This window comes from Hoyosella sp. YIM 151337 (genome assembly GCF_026041215.1).
Taxonomy (GTDB): Bacteria; Actinomycetota; Actinomycetes; order Mycobacteriales; family Mycobacteriaceae; genus Hoyosella.
The window spans coordinates 1-17,782 of sequence record NZ_JAPEIQ010000006.1; the positions used below are offsets into that span (position 1 = coordinate 1).

Genomic DNA, 17,782 nt, shown 5'->3' on the forward strand with positions numbered 1-17,782 from the left:
CCAGTTCTGCCGCTACATCTGACCCACGATGCTCCCTATCATCTGTCACAAGGTCCATCATCTCCTCTCAGACGGACCGAACCCTTACACAGACCATCTGACACGCCCCGATCTTCGGCACCAGCCAGTCCACCGCGCACCGCATCATCCGCGACCTACTCCCAGCCATCGCGGCCCTATTCACCAGCGGTGATGTCCGATCCGGTGAAACCTTGTTGCTGGACGGAACACTGATCCCGGTGCACGACCAGGAACTCACGAAGCCATCGAAGAACTACCGTCGGTCAGTCACCATCCACGTCCTCGCCACCACATCTCGCAGGATCGTGCACGTTGGCAGGGCGTGGCCGGGCAACCGCAACGACATCATCGTCGCTAAAGCGACCGTCACCCTCCCGCCAGGCGTGACTACCTTGACCGACGGTGGTTACCGGTCCCTACCCGGTGCGACGCTACCGCCACCGAAAACCGACAACCACCGCCATGCCGCACACCGGAAAATCCGGGCCAGAATCGAACACATCCTCGCCCGCATGAAGGACTGGCAGATGCTTCGACAATGCCGGCCGACGCGGCGACAACATCAACAACGCCGCCCAAGCAGTCGCCCACCTCTACAACCTCAACCACCGCAGATACTTATGAATCAACTCTTAGGCAGAGGCGCGGGTGAGACCGAGCTCTTCCGCTTCATCGAACGCGTCGTCGATCAGCACTATTGTTCTGCCATCGCGATCGAGCAGCGACGCCGTGATCGACGCCCGGTACCCGGATTCGCAGTGCACCCACACCTCACCACCGGGAACTTCATCCCTGCGGGCGAGCACCTCATGGATGGGAATGTTGATTGCACCTGGAATGGCTGATTCATTGTGCTCGTCTTTGCGGCGCGCATCGAGCACCACCAGATCGCGCTCGTCTCTTTCTCGCGCGAGGTCAGCGAACGTCGCCACCCGGTAGGAGCGGACATCGCCGTCCCGCAGCGCGAGGTCACCGAGGCGGTCGCGTTCGCTGACCGCCGCTCCTGTCACGTTGTCGATCCCGATTCGCGCGAGGTCCCGGCGCGCGTCGCGCACCTGATCCGAGCTGTCGCCAATCAGCGTGATTGGCGCGCCCCACGTATAGAGCCAGCCGAGGTAGGTCACGAAGCTGTTGGACAGCTCGAATCCCGTAGTGCCCGCTAAATGCCCGGAGGCGAATGCCCGCCGGTTCCGCAAATCGACCACCCACTCACCGGCGTCGATGCGCCGGCGCAGCGCGGCCGGTTCAACGGGCTCAGGCGTACGGAGATCAACCGGTTCCGGCCCTTCCTGGTTGATCACTCCCATGTGCGCGTAGTAGGCGGGGTAAGCGGTGAGACCAGCCATGAGTTCGTCGACGTACGTCTGTTCGTCTTGCGTCAGTGCGGGGTTCGTTCGTCTTTCCGCCCCGATTGTGGACGAGTCTTGCTCGGCGGCCGGTGTCGACGAGCAGAAGCTGCCGAAACCGTGGGTCGGATACACCTCGACGTCCTCGGGCAGCGCGTCCGCGAGCTTGCGCACCGAGTGGAACTGCTTGTGCGAAAGGTCGGTAGTGTGCTCTGGCCCTAACAGGTCCGTACGCCCCGTGGTGCCGTAAAGCATTGACCCACCGGTGAACACAGCGGCCGGCGCACCGCCGCTATCGAGCACCACGTAGCTGAAGTGATGGTGGGTGTGCCCAGGTGTGTGCATCGCCCTGAAGCGCAGCGAACCGACGTCCACGACCTCACCGTCGGCGATCGCGCGGTGCCGGAAGCTCAGCTCGTCCATATTCGACAGCACGTACTCTGCCCCGGTGACGCGCGACAACTCGAGACCACCGGTGACGTAATCGTTGTGGATGTGCGTTTCGAAGACATGTGTGATGCTGACGCCGCGCGCACCGGCGGCAGCGAGCGCCCGATCCACGTCGCGCTGCGGGTCGATCACTGCGGCGACAGCGCCATCATCGACAAGGTACGAGCGGTCGCCCAGGCTTGAGGTTTCGATGGTCGTGATGTGCATCTTCTGCCTCCCGTCGCAAGCGGTTCCTTCCACAATACGCCTAGGGGTATTTACCTACGCGAAAAAATCCGCCCCCGATACTGGCTCACTTCACGGGGTATACCCCAAAGGGAGACCGAGTATCCGTGGCGGATTCGCAGATGAATCGTCAGGCGAGGCCTGAGCTGTAAAACACCAGCAGGTCGTGACGGGTGATCACACCAATTGGTTTGCCATCCTCGACTACCATCAGGGCGTCCGTATCAGCAAGGGCCTTCTGTGCGTCGTCCACTGTCTCACCCGTACCGATGAGCGGCAGCGCCGGACCCATCACCTTGCTCACGGGATCCGCGAGGGACGCACGCCCCTCGAAGACCGCGCCGAGCAGGTCACGTTCATTGATCGAGCCGCGGACCTCACCTGCCATGATCGGCGGCTCCGCGCCGACCACCGGCATCTGTGACACGTCGTACTCGCGCATGATCTCGATCGCGTCGCGCAGCGTTTCCTGGGGGTGCGTATGCACCAGATCCGGCAGTTTGCCCGACTTGCCGCGAAGGACGTCGCCCACGGTGGACGCGGCCGTAGTGCCGTCGAGACGGGTGCGCAGGAACCCATACGAGGACATCCAGGCGTCATTGAAGATCTTCGACATGTAGCCGCGACCGCCATCGGGCAGCAGAACGACGACTACCGCGTCGGGACCCTCGCGGCGCGCTACTTCCAGAGCGCCGACGACGGCCATACCGCAGGAGCCACCGACGAGGAGACCTTCCTCACGAGCGAGCCGACGGGTCATTTCAAACGAGTCTGCGTCGGAGACGGCGATGATTTCGTCCGGAATCGCAGGGTCGTAGGCGGTCGGCCAGAAATCCTCCCCCACACCCTCGACCAGGTACGGGCGGCCAGTGCCGCCGGAGTACACAGAACCCTCGGGATCCACACCGATGATCTTCACCGCGCCGTCCGAGACCTCCTTCAGGTACCGTCCCGTGCCGGTGATTGTGCCGCCAGTCCCCACACCCGCGACAAAGTGGGTGACCTTGCCGTCCGTGTCACGCCAGATTTCCGGCCCGGTCGTCTCATAGTGACTCTCGGGGCCATTCAGGTTGGAATACTGGTCCGGCTTCCAGCCGCCGGGAATTTCCTTCGTCAGACGGTCGGAGACCGTGTAGTAGCTGTCGGGATGGTCCGGCGGCACGGCCGTCGGACACACCACGACTTCGGCGCCGTATGCGCGCAGTACATTGCGTTTGTCTTCACTCACCTTGTCGGGGCAGACGAATACACATTTGTATCCCCGCTGCTGGGCGACGAGCGCGAGTCCCACACCCGTGTTACCGGATGTCGGCTCGACGATGGTGCCGCCAGGCTTGAGCTTGCCCTCTTTCTCGGCCGCTTCCACCATCTTCAGAGCGATACGGTCCTTTGAGCTGCCGCCCGGATTGAGGTATTCAATCTTCGCCGCGACGATGCCCTGGATTCCCTCCGCCACTGAGTTCAGCTTCACCAGCGGGGTATTGCCGATGAGGTCGACCACGTGATCTGCAATGCGCATATCTCCATGGTCCCAGATGTCGCGCGCGAAGTACGCATCGCGGTCCGATAAGGGTCATCACCGGTGGGCTCAGACATGATCACCGGTATAAATTTGAATGGACATGCCGCCCTGAGGACGTTGCAAATCGGGGCATCACCAGATCTGCGGAGCGTAAGCGTTGAGGGGAGGTACGACGTGGCACCACGCCGCCAGCGCTCCGCACGCACGCGTCCGGCAGATACACGCAGCCACGTCGCGGCCCGGGCAGCTGCCGCCGCCGCGATCAGTGCCACTTCAGCAGGCGCAGCGAGCTGGGCCACTTACAACTTTCTCGCCGCGCAGGCGCGCACTGCTCGCGGCCGGATCGGCAAGCTTCCCCCGTTTCCGCCCGAAGCGGACGGTGTGTACAACCCGTACGGCGGACGGCCCGAACGGTGGAGTTCCTCGCGCCGCGCCGACATTCATCTGATGGTGTTCGGGGACTCCACCGCGGCGGGTCTTGGTTCGACGTTCGCCGACGAAACGCCAGGTGTGCGGCTGGCCCGCGGCCTCGCCGAGGAATCGGGCAAGCGCGTGCGTTTGAGCACCAAAGCGATCAGTGGGGCCACCTCGAAGGGCCTGAAAGGCCAAGTGGATGCCGCGCTGATCGCGGGCAGCCCACCGGATGCCGCGGTCATTCTTGTGGGCGCAAACGACGTCACCGCGCGACAATCTGTGCGCCGGGCGGCGCAGCGGCTCCGAGATGCCGTGCGCAGGCTCCGTGAGCATGGTGTTGTCGTCGTGGTCGGGACCTGTCCCGACTTCGGGATCGTGGCTGAAATTCCGCAGCCGCTGCGTTTCGTGATGCGCCGATGGGGGCTGCGTCTGGCCCGTGCACAAGCCGCGGTGACGCTGGTCGAAGGCGGTCACCCGGTGCGGCTGGCCGACCTCCTCACACCTGAGTTCCTGGCCGCGCCCGACCGGTTGTTCTCGTCCGATCGCTTTCACCCGTCCCCCGCGGGATACGAGCTCGCCGCAGAGAACATACTGCCAGTACTGTGCACCGCGCTCGGCGTGTGGAAGGGCGGCCCGCTCGAGGAGCTGCCCGAACTCTCCACCGCAGCTGAAGCCCGCCGTCCGACCGTCCGGATCTGGAATGCGGCGAACCGGCTCTGGTTCCGGCATCGCACTGCGCCGCAGGGCTCATCGCCGGCGCAGCCAAGCAGCCCTTACGGTGCCGACGCCGCCGCCCGCCTCACCCGCATCGCACGGCGCCAGCGCCGGAAGAAGTGATCACCTGGGGACTACGCTGGTGTGACATAACCATCCGCACTCGAAGGAGTTCTCATGCCTGAGGCTGTCATCGTCGCCGCCGCCCGGTCGCCTATCGGGCGCGCGATGAAAGGCTCGCTGAAAGAGATCCGGCCTGACGATCTCGCGGCCCAAATGGTGGCAGCCGCGCTGGGGAAGGTTCCTGAGCTCGATCCGACCGAGATCGACGACCTTATCCTCGGCTGCGGGCTCCCGGGCGGGCAGCAAGGGTTCAACATGGCCCGCACCGTCGCGGTGATGCTCGGCTATGACTTCCTTCCAGGCACCACGATCACCCGGTATTGCGCCTCTTCCGTGCAGACCACGCGCATGGCACTGCACGCGATCAAAGCCGGTGAAGGTGACGTCTTCATCTCCGCCGGTGTGGAAAGCGTGTCGAGCTTCATCCACGGCAACTCGGATTCGCTTCCCGGCACGAAGAACCCGAAATTCGCGGAAGCCGAGGAACGGACCGCGCACACCGCACAGGGCGGTGTCACCTGGCACGATCCGCGTGAGGACGGACTGCTCCCCGACGCCTACATCGCGATGGGCCAGACCGCCGAGAACGTCGTCCAGCTAACGGGTATCAGCCGCGAAGACCAGGACCACTGGGGTGTTCGTTCGCAGAACCGTGCCGAAGCCGCGATCAACTCTGGCTTCTTCGACCGGGAGATCACTCCCGTCACGCTTCCCGACGGCTCGCAGGTGGCGACGGATGACGGCCCGCGGCCTGGTACCACGTACGAGGCCGTGAGCCAGCTGAAGCCAGTATTCCGCCCGGACGGCACGGTCACGGCTGGCAACGCGTGCCCGCTCAACGACGGGGCCGCGGCGCTTGTGATCATGAGTGACACGAAAGCGAAAGCGCTCGGCCTCACACCGCTCGCCCGGATCGTCGCGACTGGTGTGTCCGGGCTGTCACCGGAAATCATGGGTCTTGGGCCGATCGAGTCGACGAGGCGCGCCCTCGCGACCGCCGGAATGTCCCTGTCGGACATCGATCTCTTCGAGATCAACGAGGCGTTCGCGGTGCAAGTGCTTGGCTCCGCCCGAGAACTGGGCATCGACGAAGACACACTGAACGTCTCCGGCGGCGCGATCGCGCTTGGTCATCCTTTCGGGATGACCGGCGCCCGCATTACCACCACTCTCCTCAACAACCTCCAGACGCACGACAAGCAGTTCGGCCTCGAAACGATGTGTGTGGGCGGCGGTCAGGGGATGGCGATCATCCTCGAGCGCCTCAGCTGACGCGCGAGGACGATTTTCACACGCCGTCATTTTTTGGCGAATGAATGTAACTCCGAAGTGGTTGTAGCGGAGTACGATTTCGCCTGATGGCTCACGGCACCTCGATAGCAAGGCGGCCGGACCCCATCACCTTTCACCGAGAAAGTGGGTAAAGATGATGCGTTCGGCACGGAAGCTTGCGGCGGTATTCAGCATCGCGATCCTGGTGCTCGTCGGCTGTGGCGGGGAGTCAGGCGACAACCAGACGAATGGCGCGGCCGGTCAGCCAGCGGGCGCGCAAACCGACCTGGAAGGGGTGCGCGCCGCGACCGTGCGCATCGTCGCCGAAGGCACGTTCGTCGACCCCGAAGTGGGTGTCCAGATGAACGCCGCAGGCAGCGGCACCGGCTTCATCATCGACCCAAGCGGCATCGCGGTCACCAATAACCACGTGGTCACCGGTGCCGCACTGCTCCGCGTGCACATTGACGGTGAGCAGCAGCCCCGCAACGCGCGTGTGCTCGGCTACTCCGAGTGCTCTGATCTCGCCGTGATTGATATCGAAGGGGACGGTTTCCCGTTCCTCGCGTGGCACGACGGCGATGCTTCCGTCGGACTCGATGTGTACACAGCGGGATATCCGCTCGGTGATCCCGAGTTCACGCTGACGCGCGGCATTGTGTCGAAAGCGCGGGCTGATGGTGACACCGACTGGGCGTCCGTCGATTCAGTGATCGAACACGACGCCACCATCAACCCCGGCAACTCCGGCGGCCCGCTCGTCACCACCGATGGTCAGGTCGTGGGGGTGAACTACGCGGGCAATCATGATGCTCGCCAGTACTTCGCGATCAATTCATCAGAAGCGCGGCCGCTCGTCGATCGCCTCCGGGGCGGCGAGAATGTCACGTCGATCGGGATCAATGGGCAGGCAGTGACTGACGGCGCAGGGCTCAACGGCATCTGGGTGGCGGCGGTCGCATCTGGCTCCCCCGCCGACGAGGCCGGCCTCGAACCCGGTGACATCATCACCCATCTTGAACGCCTCGAACTCGCCACCGACGGGACGATGGCCGACTTCTGCGACATCCTGCGCAGCCGATCCGCCGACGATGTGATGTCAGTCGACGTGGTCCGGTTCGCGTCGCAAGAGGTGATGAGCGGCCAGCTCGGCGGTGCCGCCTTGGAGCAGAAGTTCTCGTTCGCGGACGAACTTGGCGACAGCGTCGCCAGCGGTGCTGCCGAGTACACCAACTACGTCACGATCAGTGACGACAGCGGCGCCCTTTCCGTTTCCGTGCCCGCCGAGTGGGGTGACGTGGACGGAGCGCCATTCACCTCGGAGGGTGCCGAGTTCATCGACGTCCGCGCCTCGAATAATCTGCAAGCCTTCATGTCGGGCTGGACTACACCCGGCGTGATCGTGACAGCGTCGCGGGACCTCGCGGGAAGTTACGACGAAGCCGCCTACCTCGAACGCCTCGCCGAGGACTTTCACGGCATGTGCAGCTACGGTGGCAGGTTCGACTATTCCGACCCGCTCTACACCGGGGTGTACGACCTGTTCGAGGAATGCGGCGGCACCGGGGCGCTGTACATCATCGTCAGTGTGATGCCCGAGGATCGCAGCGCCCTGATCGGCGTCCAGATTCAGGTCAACGAAGAGCGAGACTTCGCCGCACTCGACCAGGTGCTCGCGACATTCGTTCTGTCCTGATGAAGGCCGGACCCACCCCCTATACCCCTTTCCGGCAACCACGTCCATTTCAGGCGAATGTCATTGCAAAATGCACAATCTGTACATGCCCGCTGAAAAGAGGTATAGGGAGCTGAAGGCTCAAGCGGTCTGCCCAGCCCTGATCTCCGCACCGTAAAGTCCCGCCGCAGCCGCTTCGTCCGCGATAACGGTGACGTTTGCGTGCAATTGGAGCACCGACGCTGGGCAGTCGGGCGTGACCTCGCCATGCAGGGCCGCCGCCAGCGCGTCAGCTTTACGCGCACCAGTGGCCACGAGCACGAGGTGGTGTGCTTCGCGAATAGTGCCTAGCCCCTGCGTGATGCATTGCGACGGCACCTCCTCGAGGCTTCCGAAAAACCGCGCATTGTCCTGGCGGGTTCGCTCCGCGAGGACACCCACGTGGGTGCGCGAATCGAGCGGCTCCCCCGGCTCGTTGAACCCGATGTGCCCGTTGCTGCCGATGCCCAGAATCTGCACATCCACACCACCCGCGGCGTGTATTGCGGCGTCGTACCGCGCAGCTTCAGCCGCCGCATCCACTGCATCTCCCGACGGGGACTGCACCGCAGAGTCCGCGAGGTCGACATGTGACACGAAATCAGACCGAATGACGGAGTAGTACGACTGTGGGTGGCTGCGCGGCAGTCCAACGTATTCGTCGAGCAGAAAAGCGCGGGCCCGCGCGAAACTCAAATCTTCTTCGCGGTGCCGCCGAATCAGCTCACGGTACGCGGGTATCGGCGATGAACCCGTCGCGAGGCCGAGCGTCACCGCGCCAGACCGGACGTAGCCTTCGATCACGTCAGCGACCGAAACCGCGACACCGGATAGTTGACGTTCAATACGAATTTCCATTTGTAGCTCTCCGTTATGGGTGGCTGGGAGCGGGTGTACCGGCGGCGGAGGTCGTCCGGCCGCTGAGTTCTTCACCCCGGAACCAGATGCGCACCGGCTCGAGGTTGTCGCCGAGGGCAACAATGTTCGCGGGGTATCGGAGGGCGATACTTCCAGCGTAGGCGCCGATCAGACGGGCTGGGGTCACGGTGGCGGCTTGCACGGCGCTCAGCAGGTCCACGCCCGCCGCGACGGTGTGGCGTACAACGTCGATCATGCTGGCTGTGCCGCCAGCGATGGGCAGCTTGCCGTCAGCTCCACGGTGGGCGGCGTCGCGCAGCCGGGCAACGCCCTCTTCGACGCGCACATCCAGCGCGCCCAGCATGTAGTCGCCGTCCGCCATACCGGCCGCTGCCATAGCGTCCGTTACTAGCGCGACTTGGCCTGGCCCTACAAGGTCGAACACCATACGCACTGTCTCTGGGGCGAGATGCACACCGTCAGCGATCAACTCCACGACCATGTCGCCGGACGCTGCTGCACTGAGGCACGCGGAAACCGGGCCCGGTTCGCGATGCAAGAGCGGTGGCATCGCGTTGAAAAGGTGCGTTGCGCACCATTTCCCTGACGAAGACTGCAGCGCCTGTCGCGTGGTCGCCGCGTCCGCTGACGTGTGACCGACGCACGGCACCGCACCGCGCGCCCGCAGCAGCGCCACGAGCTCCGCGAAGTGTGCAGTCTCGGGGGCGAGCGTCTGGCTCAGGACCGTGCCGCCTCCGGCGTCGAGGACGCGGCCCAGCAACTTCGGGTCGCCAGGGATGATCGCAGCGGGGTCTTGCGCACCGCACTTCGCTGCCGACAGAAACGGCCCTTCGAGGTGAATTCCGGCGAGTTCACCGCGCTGTACCAGCGGTGCGAGCGCACACACCTGTGTCTCGAGCACATCCCCCGGCGCTGACACTAGGCTCGCCATCTGCGTGGTGGTTCCCCGTGACCGGTGGTAGGCGGCAGCCGCGCGCGCGGCATCCGGATCCCCGCTGAATCCTGCACCCCCACCCCCATGACAGTGCAGGTCAACGAAACCGGGGACCAGCGTCGCACCGGTATCGGTCGCGTGACCGGTGAAGTCGCGTGCGTGGCCCACCCACGTGATCACACCGTCGCTGAACGTGACAACACCGTCGCTGATGACTTCGGTGCCGGTGATGATTCGGCCGTGCAGTGCTGTCATTTCCCGATCGGCATTCATGAGAGACCCACATCGCTCAGCAGGCTGGCTGGGGCTAGGGCTCGCACAGCGCTGCGTGCTTGCGCAGCTGTGCGGGACTTGCGCGCTGCGGCCGCGAATTGCTGGCACTGTTCGTGCGTGACCGCGTGTAATGCTGTGCGCACCGCAGCGATCGCGCGCGGCGTCATCGAGAGACTGGATACGCCAAGCCCGGTGAAGACGAGCGCGAGCAGCGGATCGGCTGCTGCCTCCCCACACACGCCGACTGGCTTTCCCTCGGCCACAGCGGCGGTGAGAGCGACCAGGTCGAGCAGCGCTGGCTGCCACGGATCAAGCAGATGCGCGACTGCGCCGAGCATGCGGTCCGCCGCGAGCGTGTACTGCGTGAGGTCGTTCGTTCCAATGCTGACGAACGCGGCTTCGGTCAGAATGTCACCGGCGCGCAAAGCAGCTGACGGGACTTCGATCATGGCGCCCGCAGTCTGAAGCCCGTACTGGCGAGCGAGCGCTGCGAACTCTGCTGCGTCGTCGGTGGTGGCGACCATTGGCGCCATCACCCACAGATCAGCGCTGGTTTCCGCGGCTGCCGCAGCAAGTGCGTGCAGTTGCGTCTCGAGAAGCGCTGGGAAGCGCGTTCTCGTCCGCAGTCCGCGTACGCCCAGCGCCGGATTCTCCTCGGTCCCAAGCGGCAGGAATGGAAGCGGTTTGTCCGCGCCCGCATCGAGCGTCCTGGCCACCACCTTCCGGCCCGGGAACTGCGCGAGAACGTCGACGTAAAGCTGTTTCTGCTCCTCGAACGACGGTGCCGACGCACGGTCGAGGAACGCGAACTCCGTGCGGAAAAGCCCGACACCCTCCGCGTCAGCTTCGTGGGCGGCGGCGCTGTCCCCCGGTCCAGCGATGTTGGCAAGCAGGCTCACCCGATGCCCGTCCTGCGTCTGGCCAGGGCCACTCGTCAGCAGCGCCGTCGCTTCCGCCGCGGTTGCGGACAGCCGCTGCTCCTCTGTCGGGTCAGCGACCACCACGCCACGCGCCCCGTTGACGAGAAGATCGGTCCCCGCGCTGATCGCAGTAGCCCCAGACACGGCGACGACCGCCGGGATGCCCAGTGCCCGCGCCAGGATCGCCGTGTGACTGGTCGGCCCGCCTTCCTCCGTGACGATTGCGGCCACATCGCTGCCACCGAGGGTGGCAGTGTCTGCTGGAGTGAGGTCCTTTGCCACCAGCACGTACGGGTATCCCGGTTGCGGGATGCCTGGCAGTGCAACGTTTTTGATGGATGCGACAACCCGGTCACGCACACCCCGCAGATCCGCAGCACGCTCGGCCATGTAGCCGCCGAGCCTCTCGAGCATCGTCGCGAACTCGGCGGCGGCGAGGGTGACCGCGTGAGCAGCTGGCGCGCCTTCGGTAATGTGCTTTTCGGCGGCTGCGTGCAGCGCGCTGTCGTCCGCGATCTGGGCAGCAACCTCGAGAACGTCGCGGGCATCGCCCTCACGGCGGCCAGCTTCTGCTCGCAACTGCATGACCGCATTGGTGAAGCCGTTGCGCATGGCGGTGAGTTCGCCAGCCGTGTCGGCGCGCTCGTCTTCCGCGGACGTTGGCACGGGTGGTGCGAGCTGCAGGGCCGGGGCGATTACGGTGCCGGGGCTGACACCAATTCCGGTAAACATCGTGGCTCGGCTCCGATCAGGCGTCGAGGTCGGTGCTGAGCAGCGTGGCCAGAGAGTCGAGCACTTCCTCCGCGCCCTTCCCTTCCGCCGTAAGCGTCACGGTTTGCTGATGCGCGGCGCCAAGCGTCATGACTGCCAGCAGGCTGGTGGCGTCTACTGGTTCGCCACCGTCGACGGCGATGGTGACGGCGAGACCTGTCGCAGACGCGGCCTTCGCGAACTGGGCTGCGGGGCGGGCATGAAGTCCAACGGTTGATCCGATCGTGGTGGTGCGGCTGAGCATGTGGTGGTTCCTTCGGTTGGTGGCTGAGCGAGGAGGGCGGGTGGACTACTTCGATGCGGTGGTGTCGGCGGTGCCGTTTTCCTCATCACGTCCGGGCGTTCGAAGGTTCCACTTGCGGATCGCGAACCGGAACATCACGTAGTAGATGACGGCGTACATGAGACCGATCGGGATGAGCAGCCAGGGCGTTGTGGCCTTGCCCCAGTTCAGAACGAAGTCGAAAAGACCTGCTGAGAAAGTGAAACCGTCACGTATCTCCAGCGCGTTGACCAGTGCGTGCGACGTGCCGGTCAGGAAGGCATGCATCAGGTAGAGCGGCCACGCAATGAACATGAAGGAGTATTCGAGGGGCTCGGTGATGCCGGTGAGGAACGCGGTGAGACCGGTCGAGAGCATGATGCCGCCGACGACCTTTTTCTGCGTGGGGCGAGCCTCATGCCAGATCGCGAGCGCGGCAGCCGGTAGCGCGAACATCATGATCGGGAAGAAGCCGGTCATGAAAATGCCCGCGTCCGGGTCACCGGCGAAGAAGCGAGGCAGGTCACCTCGCACGCCGTCGTACTCGCCGACGATGAACCACACCACAGAGTTGACGACGTGGTGCAGACCGAGCGGAATGAGGAGGCGGTTGATCATGCCGAAGATTCCGCCACCGATGACGCTGTTCTCGTTGACGGTTTCACCGACCCAGGTCAGCCCGTTGTTGAAAAGCGGATAGATGAGTGCCATCAGGACACCGACCAGCATCATCACGACCGCGGTGATGATCGGCACCAAGCGCCGGCCGGAGAAGAAGCCGAGATAGTCCGGCAGTGTCTTCCGGTAGAACCGCTGCCACAGTATCGCCGCCAGCAGGCCGGTGACGATGCCCGCGAGGACTCCGTAATTGATCATCAATTGGCTGCCGTCGGGCGCCGTCTCGCCCTCCAGCACCACGGGTGACAGCGCGTCGAAGACGCCCATCAGCACGAGGTAGCCGACTACCGCGGCGAGCGCCGTAGAGCCGTCGGCTTTCTTAGCCCAGCCGATGGCGATGCCGACCGCGAAGATCAGGCCGAGATTCGCGAAGAGCGCACCGCCAGCTGCGGATATCACGCTTGCGGGGACCTCGAGAGCGGAAAATCGGCCCAGCAGGTCGTCCTGGCCGAGGCGCAGGAGCAGGCCGGCCGCTGGCAACGCGGCAATGGGGAGCATCAGGCTGCGGCCGATGCGCTGAAGACCGGCGAGTGCCCGGTTCTGCTTCGGCGCCGGAGGGGCACCTGCTGTCATTGCGGTCATGAGAACCTCGATCGGGTGTCGGGTTGAGACGTGAAATTGTGGTCTTGCCCACTCTGGCTGTGACAGGTACTGTCTGGTTATGACCAGTGAGATCAGAATGGGCAATCACAGCACCGCTTGTCAATAGTCTGGTCAGAATTTATGTGATCCGAACCATAGAGCAACGCTCTTCTCCACACAGGGAGTGACCATGTCCAAGGCCGAAAGCATTCTCAGCGCACTCGGCGGCGCAGACAACATCGTCGAAATCGAAGCCTGCATCACCCGCCTTCGCACTGAGGTGAACGACGCTAACCTCGTCAACGACGAGGCACTCAAAGCCGCTGGCGCGCACGGCGTCGTTCGCGCCGGGTCGATCGTCCAAGTTGTCGTGGGACCGGAGGCGGAGAACCTCGCCGAAGACATCGACGACCTTCTGTGAGCTGACGATATGAATCTTGTGAGCCCCCTGCCCGGAACAGTCGTCGCACTGACCACTGTGTCTGATCCAGTCTTCGCCCAGCAGCTCGTCGGCGCCGGAGCTGCCGTAAAACCCGCACGCTCAGGTGAAAAGCTCACTGCGGTCGCACCCATCAGCGGCACGATAGCAAAGCTGCACCCCCACGCATTCGTCATCGTCGGCGATGAGGGCGTTGGCGTGCTCGTGCACATCGGTATCGATACCGTCCAGCTGAAGGGCGAGGGCTTCGCGCTCCTCGCGGCCGAAAAGACCCGAGTCAACGCGGGCGACCCGGTCGTCACCTTTGACCCAGAAGCCGTTGTCGCGGCAGGTTACGACGATATTTGTCCCGTGGTGGTTCTCGACAGCAAGCCAGATACAGCCACCGTCACCGCGACCGAGGTGGCCGCCGGCGATCCCCTGCTCACCTGGCACCCATGATTGTGCACGGCCTGTGGGAGTTTGCACGGGGCATACGCAGTGCAAACTCCCACAGCCGGTGAGAACCTAGTGCTCTTTCGATGCAGTGGCGTCGCCCCATAGATTGATTCCGAGATCGACCGCGTGCTCGTCGATGCGCGCGAGCTCCTCAGGCGTGAAACTCAGGTGCTGGACTGATGCGAGGTTCGCTTCGAGCTGCGCGACGCTCGAGGCGCCGATTAGCGCCGACGTCACCGGGTAGGCCTGCCTGCGCAGCACCCACGAAATCGCGAGCTGCGCCAGTGACTGGCCGCGTGCTGCCGCGATCTCGTTGAGCGCACGCACGTGCTCCAGGTTCTCCGACGCGACCATGCTCTGCGCTAGGCTCTTTCCGGCCGCAGCTCGCGAATCCGCGGGCACGCCACCGAGATACCGATCAGTGAGCAGCCCTTGAGCCAACGGCGAAAAAGCGATCACGCCGAGCCCTTCATCGCTAGCTGCCTGCAACAGTGACGGCTCCCCGTCCTCCACCCAGCGGTTCACCATCGAGTACGACGGCTGGTGTATCAGCAGCGGGGTGCCGAGTTCGCGCATGATCTTCGCAGCCTTGCGGGTTAGTGTCGGGCCGTAGGACGATATCCCCGCGTACAGCGCCTTCCCGGACCGGACGGCCTGATCCAGCGCCCCCATCGTCTCCTCCAGCGGCGTTTCCGGGTCCGGCCGGTGGCTGTAAAAGATGTCAACGTAGTCGAGGCCCATCCGCTGCAGCGACTGATCCAGCGATGCGAGCAGATACTTACGCGACCCGCCGAAACCGTAGGGGCCCGGCCACATATCCCAGCCAGCTTTAGACGAGATGATGAGTTCATCCCGGTAGCGCCGGAAGTCCTCCGCGAGCACGCGTCCAAAGTTGATTTCCGCCGACCCGTACGGCGGGCCATAGTTGTTTGCCAGATCGAAATGCGTGACACCGAGATCGAAGGCGCGGCGCAGGATCGCCCGCTGCGTTTCGAGCGGCTTATCGTCACCAAAGTTGTGCCACAGGCCGAGCGATACTGCGGGCAATTTGAGGCCACTGCGGCCGCAGGTGCGATACGGCATCGGCTCGTATCGCTGCGCTGCGGCCTCGTAAGCGTCGTAAACCACGGTGGTAGTCCTTCCCTGTCAGCGCACCTGCCCCGTGTTGGAGCCACCCTGCGGTGACGTCTCATCCAGGCTCATCTGGAGCTGGTACCGATCACCGCGATAGGTGGAGACAGCGCGCTCAATCGGCAATTTGTCGCTATAGGACACCCGGTCGAACACCAGCACCGGATCCCCTTCATCTACCTGCAAATGGCGCGCAGTCTCAGCCGGACACGCGCGAGCAGCCACTGACTGTTCCGCTCGGTTGATTGGCACGCCGTATTTGTTATCGAACTGCTCGTACAGCGACGCCTCAAGATCCGCAGACAGCAAATCAGGAAGATACGCCGGGTTGTACCAGCCGTCGTCCACACTAATAGGCTGCTCGTTCGCAAGCCGCAGGCGGACGATATGGAAGGCCTCGTCGAAGGGCCGCAAGCGAAGCAGTGACGCGACGTCCGGTGGCGGGACCGCCCGTTCGGCCTGGAGGACCCGCGTTGAGGGGATGGCGCCGGCGCGGCGCATGTCTTCGTGAAAAGACGCGAGGTGCAGCGTCGAGCGCACTGCCCTGCGCGCCACGAACGTGCCTTTGCCCGGGACCCGCTCGAGCACCCCGTCAGCGACGAGCTGGCCGACCGCCTCCCGGACCGTAATACGGCTCACGCCGTATTCGTCGACCAGTTTTCGCTCACTGGGCAGCATGTCACCAGGCTGGAGGGCGGTGCGGCACAAGTCGAGGAGGATCGCGCGCAACTGTTCATGCTTGGGAATCGGCCCGTCAGCGAGAACCTGCTGCACAGCTCGGTCAGGCAGGGTGGGGTTCTCAGACACGGTCAACCTCTCGCACGGACATCGTGACGGGCAGCTTCAGTATAGCGTGGTCATTGCTGGTTATGACCAGACTCGGGCGCTAAATTCACCAGAAACGCGTCAGATTCATCGGTTAAGGCCGTGAATCTGACGCGTTTCTCGTGAATCTGTGGGGCTGCGGCGCAAACAAAAACGGCCCCCGAGTTGGGGGCCGGTTTCGTTGAGGCGAGATCACTCCTGGTTGAAGTAGCTCAGCAGGCGCAGGATCTCGATGTACAGCCAGACGAGTGTGATGGTGAGGCCGAGTGCGACGCCCCAGGCGGCACGCTCCGGTGCGCCCTGGCGGATCATCTCGTCAGCGGCGTCGAAGTCGATCAGGAAGCTGAACGCTGCGAGGCCAATCACGAAGAGCGAGAAGATGATCGCGAGCGGGCCACCGTCGCGGAGGCCGAAGCCACCGTCCATGAAGAAGCTGGCAACCAGGTTGCCGATCATCAGCACAAGCGCGCCGAAGATGCCGGCAACCACCATGCGTGTCATGCGCGGCGTCACGCGGATTGCACCGGTCTTGTACACCATCAGCATGCCGAAGAACACGCCGAAGGTACCGAGCACCGCCTGGCCAATCAGCGCACCCGCGGAGATACCGGCGACCATGACATTCGCGAACAGCCACGAAAGGCCACCAACGAACAAGCCCTGGGCAGCCGCGTAGCTGAGCACGATGGCCGGGTTGTCCATCTTCTTACCGAAGACGGCAACAAGTACGAGGACCAGGCCGACGATCATGCCGCCGAAGACGAGGATCGGCGCGAGACCTGGGTTGGTGTTGGTGAGGAAGTAAGACAGGACCGCGGTGACGGTCAGGACACCAAGAGTGGTGCCGGTCTTTGTGACGACATCATCGACCGTCATCGCCCGCTGCGGGGCGGATGGCGTGTACTGCGGCGCCGTCTGCTGGCCGTACTGGTAGGCAGCCTGCGAAGCGCCTGCCGATCCACTACCGAATGTTGCGTAACCCCCGGGGCCTTTCGGCAGGTTCTTGAACACCGGGTTGCTGGTGGTGCGCACCTTAGGATGTCCCTTCCGTTCTGTGCCGGGCTTCTGCACACGCCGTTGCCGGTCCAGTGCCCGATGGTGTCTCCCGATTCTGCAACGTCAACGAACAAGTAGTTCGGGGAGTTCCCAGCGCCGGAAACTCACATGAGCCACATGTTCCTCAACAATGCCTCCCCCGGAACTTTACCCGCTCTTTGCTACGACGTCTGTGTAGTGCGGCACACAAGCGCCTGATCAGGACCGAATCGTTAACTCATCAGCGCAGCGGGAACTCGTGGAAAATATGGAACGCCCGGTTCGAGTAGACGAGCGGGAGCGCCGTTGACTCGGTCTGGCGCACGCTCAGCACCTCCGCGGCGACGATCGACGAATCCCCCACGTCGAGGTGTCCGAGATGACGGCAGCGCAAGTACGACTTCGTCTCAACGAGGATCGGTTCGCCCGTCGGCAGATACTCCCACGCCATATCGTCACCGAAGCGGACGCTTCCCGGCTTCGCGAACGTCTGGGCAAGCTTCAGGTCCGCAGCATCGAGCAGGTGGACGACAACGGTTTCCGCGCTGCGCACGATTTGCGCGGATGCCGTCGTCGTCGAAATTGTGAATGACAGCGCGGGTGGATCAATTCCTACCGACGCGACCGAGGACGACAGGATCCCCGCTGGCCCGTCAGGACCGCTCGCCGAAATTATCGCGAGGCCTGCCGGGTGCCGCCGAAACGCGTTACGGAACAAGTCACTGACGGATGGCTGCGCCTCGTGACCCACCGACATCGCCCGTCCCTTGCCTTCCCGTTCCCTGCATCGCTGCATCCTCGACCTTAGATGCAC

Annotated in this window: 16 protein-coding genes and 1 pseudogene; 6 read left to right on the forward strand and 11 right to left on the reverse strand. The window is 64.0% G+C overall.

The window, feature by feature from the left end; genetic code table 11:
- Nucleotides 1-215: 215 nt before the first annotated feature.
- Nucleotides 216-575: pseudogene (locus ONR57_RS23465) on the forward strand (transposase); the annotation flags it as partial.
- Between the two features lie 78 nt (nt 576-653).
- Here the strand turns inward: ONR57_RS23465 and ONR57_RS01350 are convergent.
- Nucleotides 654-2,024: an MBL fold metallo-hydrolase gene (locus tag ONR57_RS01350; protein ID WP_265121048.1), complete on the reverse strand. Its 1,371-nt coding sequence runs from the start codon at nt 2,022-2,024 to the stop codon at nt 654-656.
- 148 nt (nt 2,025-2,172) lie between these two features.
- Nucleotides 2,173-3,561: a cystathionine beta-synthase gene (locus ONR57_RS01355; RefSeq protein ID WP_265121049.1), complete on the reverse strand. Its 1,389-nt coding sequence runs from the start codon at nt 3,559-3,561 to the stop codon at nt 2,173-2,175.
- 177 nt (nt 3,562-3,738) lie between these two features.
- On the opposite strand from ONR57_RS01355, the gene ONR57_RS01360 reads away from it, so the two are divergent.
- From ONR57_RS01360 to ONR57_RS01370, 3 genes are all read left to right on the forward strand, one after another.
- Entirely contained in the window at nt 3,739-4,815 is a 1,077-nt protein-coding gene (locus ONR57_RS01360) for an SGNH/GDSL hydrolase family protein (protein ID WP_374116364.1), read from the forward strand.
- A gap of 54 nt (nt 4,816-4,869) precedes the next feature.
- Nucleotides 4,870-6,087 carry an acetyl-CoA C-acetyltransferase gene (locus ONR57_RS01365; RefSeq protein WP_265121050.1) on the forward strand — a complete coding sequence of 406 codons (1,218 nt, stop codon included), beginning with the start codon at nt 4,870-4,872 and terminating at the stop codon, nt 6,085-6,087.
- A 154-nt stretch (nt 6,088-6,241) separates the two neighbouring features.
- The gene (locus tag ONR57_RS01370) at nt 6,242-7,783 is read left to right on the forward strand and encodes a S1C family serine protease (RefSeq protein WP_265121051.1); all 1,542 of its coding nucleotides are present in this window, start codon (nt 6,242-6,244) and stop codon (nt 7,781-7,783) included.
- 120 nt (nt 7,784-7,903) lie between these two features.
- On the opposite strand, the gene nagB is transcribed toward ONR57_RS01370, so the two are convergent.
- Genes nagB through ONR57_RS01395 form a run of 5 tightly spaced genes read right to left on the reverse strand, consistent with a single transcriptional unit; the run spans nt 7,904 to nt 13,100 of the window.
- Nucleotides 7,904-8,659 (reverse strand): glucosamine-6-phosphate deaminase, encoded by a 756-nt coding sequence (nagB, locus tag ONR57_RS01375; protein ID WP_265121052.1) that lies wholly within the window; start codon nt 8,657-8,659, stop codon nt 7,904-7,906.
- A gap of 13 nt (nt 8,660-8,672) precedes the next feature.
- Nucleotides 8,673-9,887, reverse strand: coding sequence for an N-acetylglucosamine-6-phosphate deacetylase (locus ONR57_RS01380; RefSeq protein ID WP_265121054.1), 1,215 nt, complete (start codon nt 9,885-9,887; stop codon nt 8,673-8,675).
- Entirely contained in the window at nt 9,884-11,539 is a 1,656-nt protein-coding gene (gene ptsP / locus ONR57_RS01385) for a phosphoenolpyruvate--protein phosphotransferase (protein WP_265121056.1), read from the reverse strand. The genes ONR57_RS01380 and ptsP overlap by 4 nt, the downstream gene beginning before the upstream one ends.
- A 16-nt stretch (nt 11,540-11,555) precedes the next feature.
- The gene (locus tag ONR57_RS01390) at nt 11,556-11,822 is read right to left on the reverse strand and encodes an HPr family phosphocarrier protein (RefSeq protein WP_265121057.1); all 267 of its coding nucleotides are present in this window, start codon (nt 11,820-11,822) and stop codon (nt 11,556-11,558) included.
- Nucleotides 11,823-11,867: 45 nt separating this feature from the next.
- Nucleotides 11,868-13,100: a PTS transporter subunit EIIC gene (locus tag ONR57_RS01395; protein ID WP_265121059.1), complete on the reverse strand. Its 1,233-nt coding sequence runs from the start codon at nt 13,098-13,100 to the stop codon at nt 11,868-11,870.
- 190 nt (nt 13,101-13,290) lie between these two features.
- Here ONR57_RS01395 and ONR57_RS01400 point away from each other — a divergent pair, with 190 nt between their 5' ends.
- Both ONR57_RS01400 and ONR57_RS01405 read left to right on the forward strand, forming a co-directional pair.
- A complete protein-coding gene (locus ONR57_RS01400; RefSeq protein ID WP_265121060.1) occupies nt 13,291-13,521 on the forward strand; it encodes a PTS glucose/sucrose transporter subunit IIB in 231 nt (76 codons plus the stop codon).
- A 9-nt stretch (nt 13,522-13,530) separates the two neighbouring features.
- Nucleotides 13,531-13,980 carry a PTS glucose transporter subunit IIA gene (locus tag ONR57_RS01405; protein ID WP_265121062.1) on the forward strand — a complete coding sequence of 150 codons (450 nt, stop codon included), beginning with the start codon at nt 13,531-13,533 and terminating at the stop codon, nt 13,978-13,980.
- A 66-nt stretch (nt 13,981-14,046) separates the two neighbouring features.
- On the opposite strand, the gene mgrA is transcribed toward ONR57_RS01405, so the two are convergent.
- The 4 genes from mgrA to ONR57_RS01425 form a co-directional block, all read right to left on the reverse strand.
- A complete protein-coding gene (gene mgrA, locus ONR57_RS01410) occupies nt 14,047-15,105 on the reverse strand; it encodes an L-glyceraldehyde 3-phosphate reductase (RefSeq protein ID WP_265121064.1) in 1,059 nt (352 codons plus the stop codon).
- Nucleotides 15,106-15,123: 18 nt separating this feature from the next.
- Nucleotides 15,124-15,921, reverse strand: a complete 798-nt coding sequence (locus tag ONR57_RS01415) for a GntR family transcriptional regulator (protein ID WP_374116365.1) — start codon at nt 15,919-15,921, stop codon at nt 15,124-15,126.
- Nucleotides 15,922-16,125: 204 nt separating this feature from the next.
- The gene (locus ONR57_RS01420; RefSeq protein WP_265121066.1) at nt 16,126-16,965 is read right to left on the reverse strand and encodes a Bax inhibitor-1/YccA family protein; all 840 of its coding nucleotides are present in this window, start codon (nt 16,963-16,965) and stop codon (nt 16,126-16,128) included.
- A gap of 244 nt (nt 16,966-17,209) precedes the next feature.
- Entirely contained in the window at nt 17,210-17,725 is a 516-nt protein-coding gene (locus ONR57_RS01425) for a flavin reductase family protein (protein ID WP_265121068.1), read from the reverse strand.
- Nucleotides 17,726-17,782 lie beyond the last annotated feature (57 nt).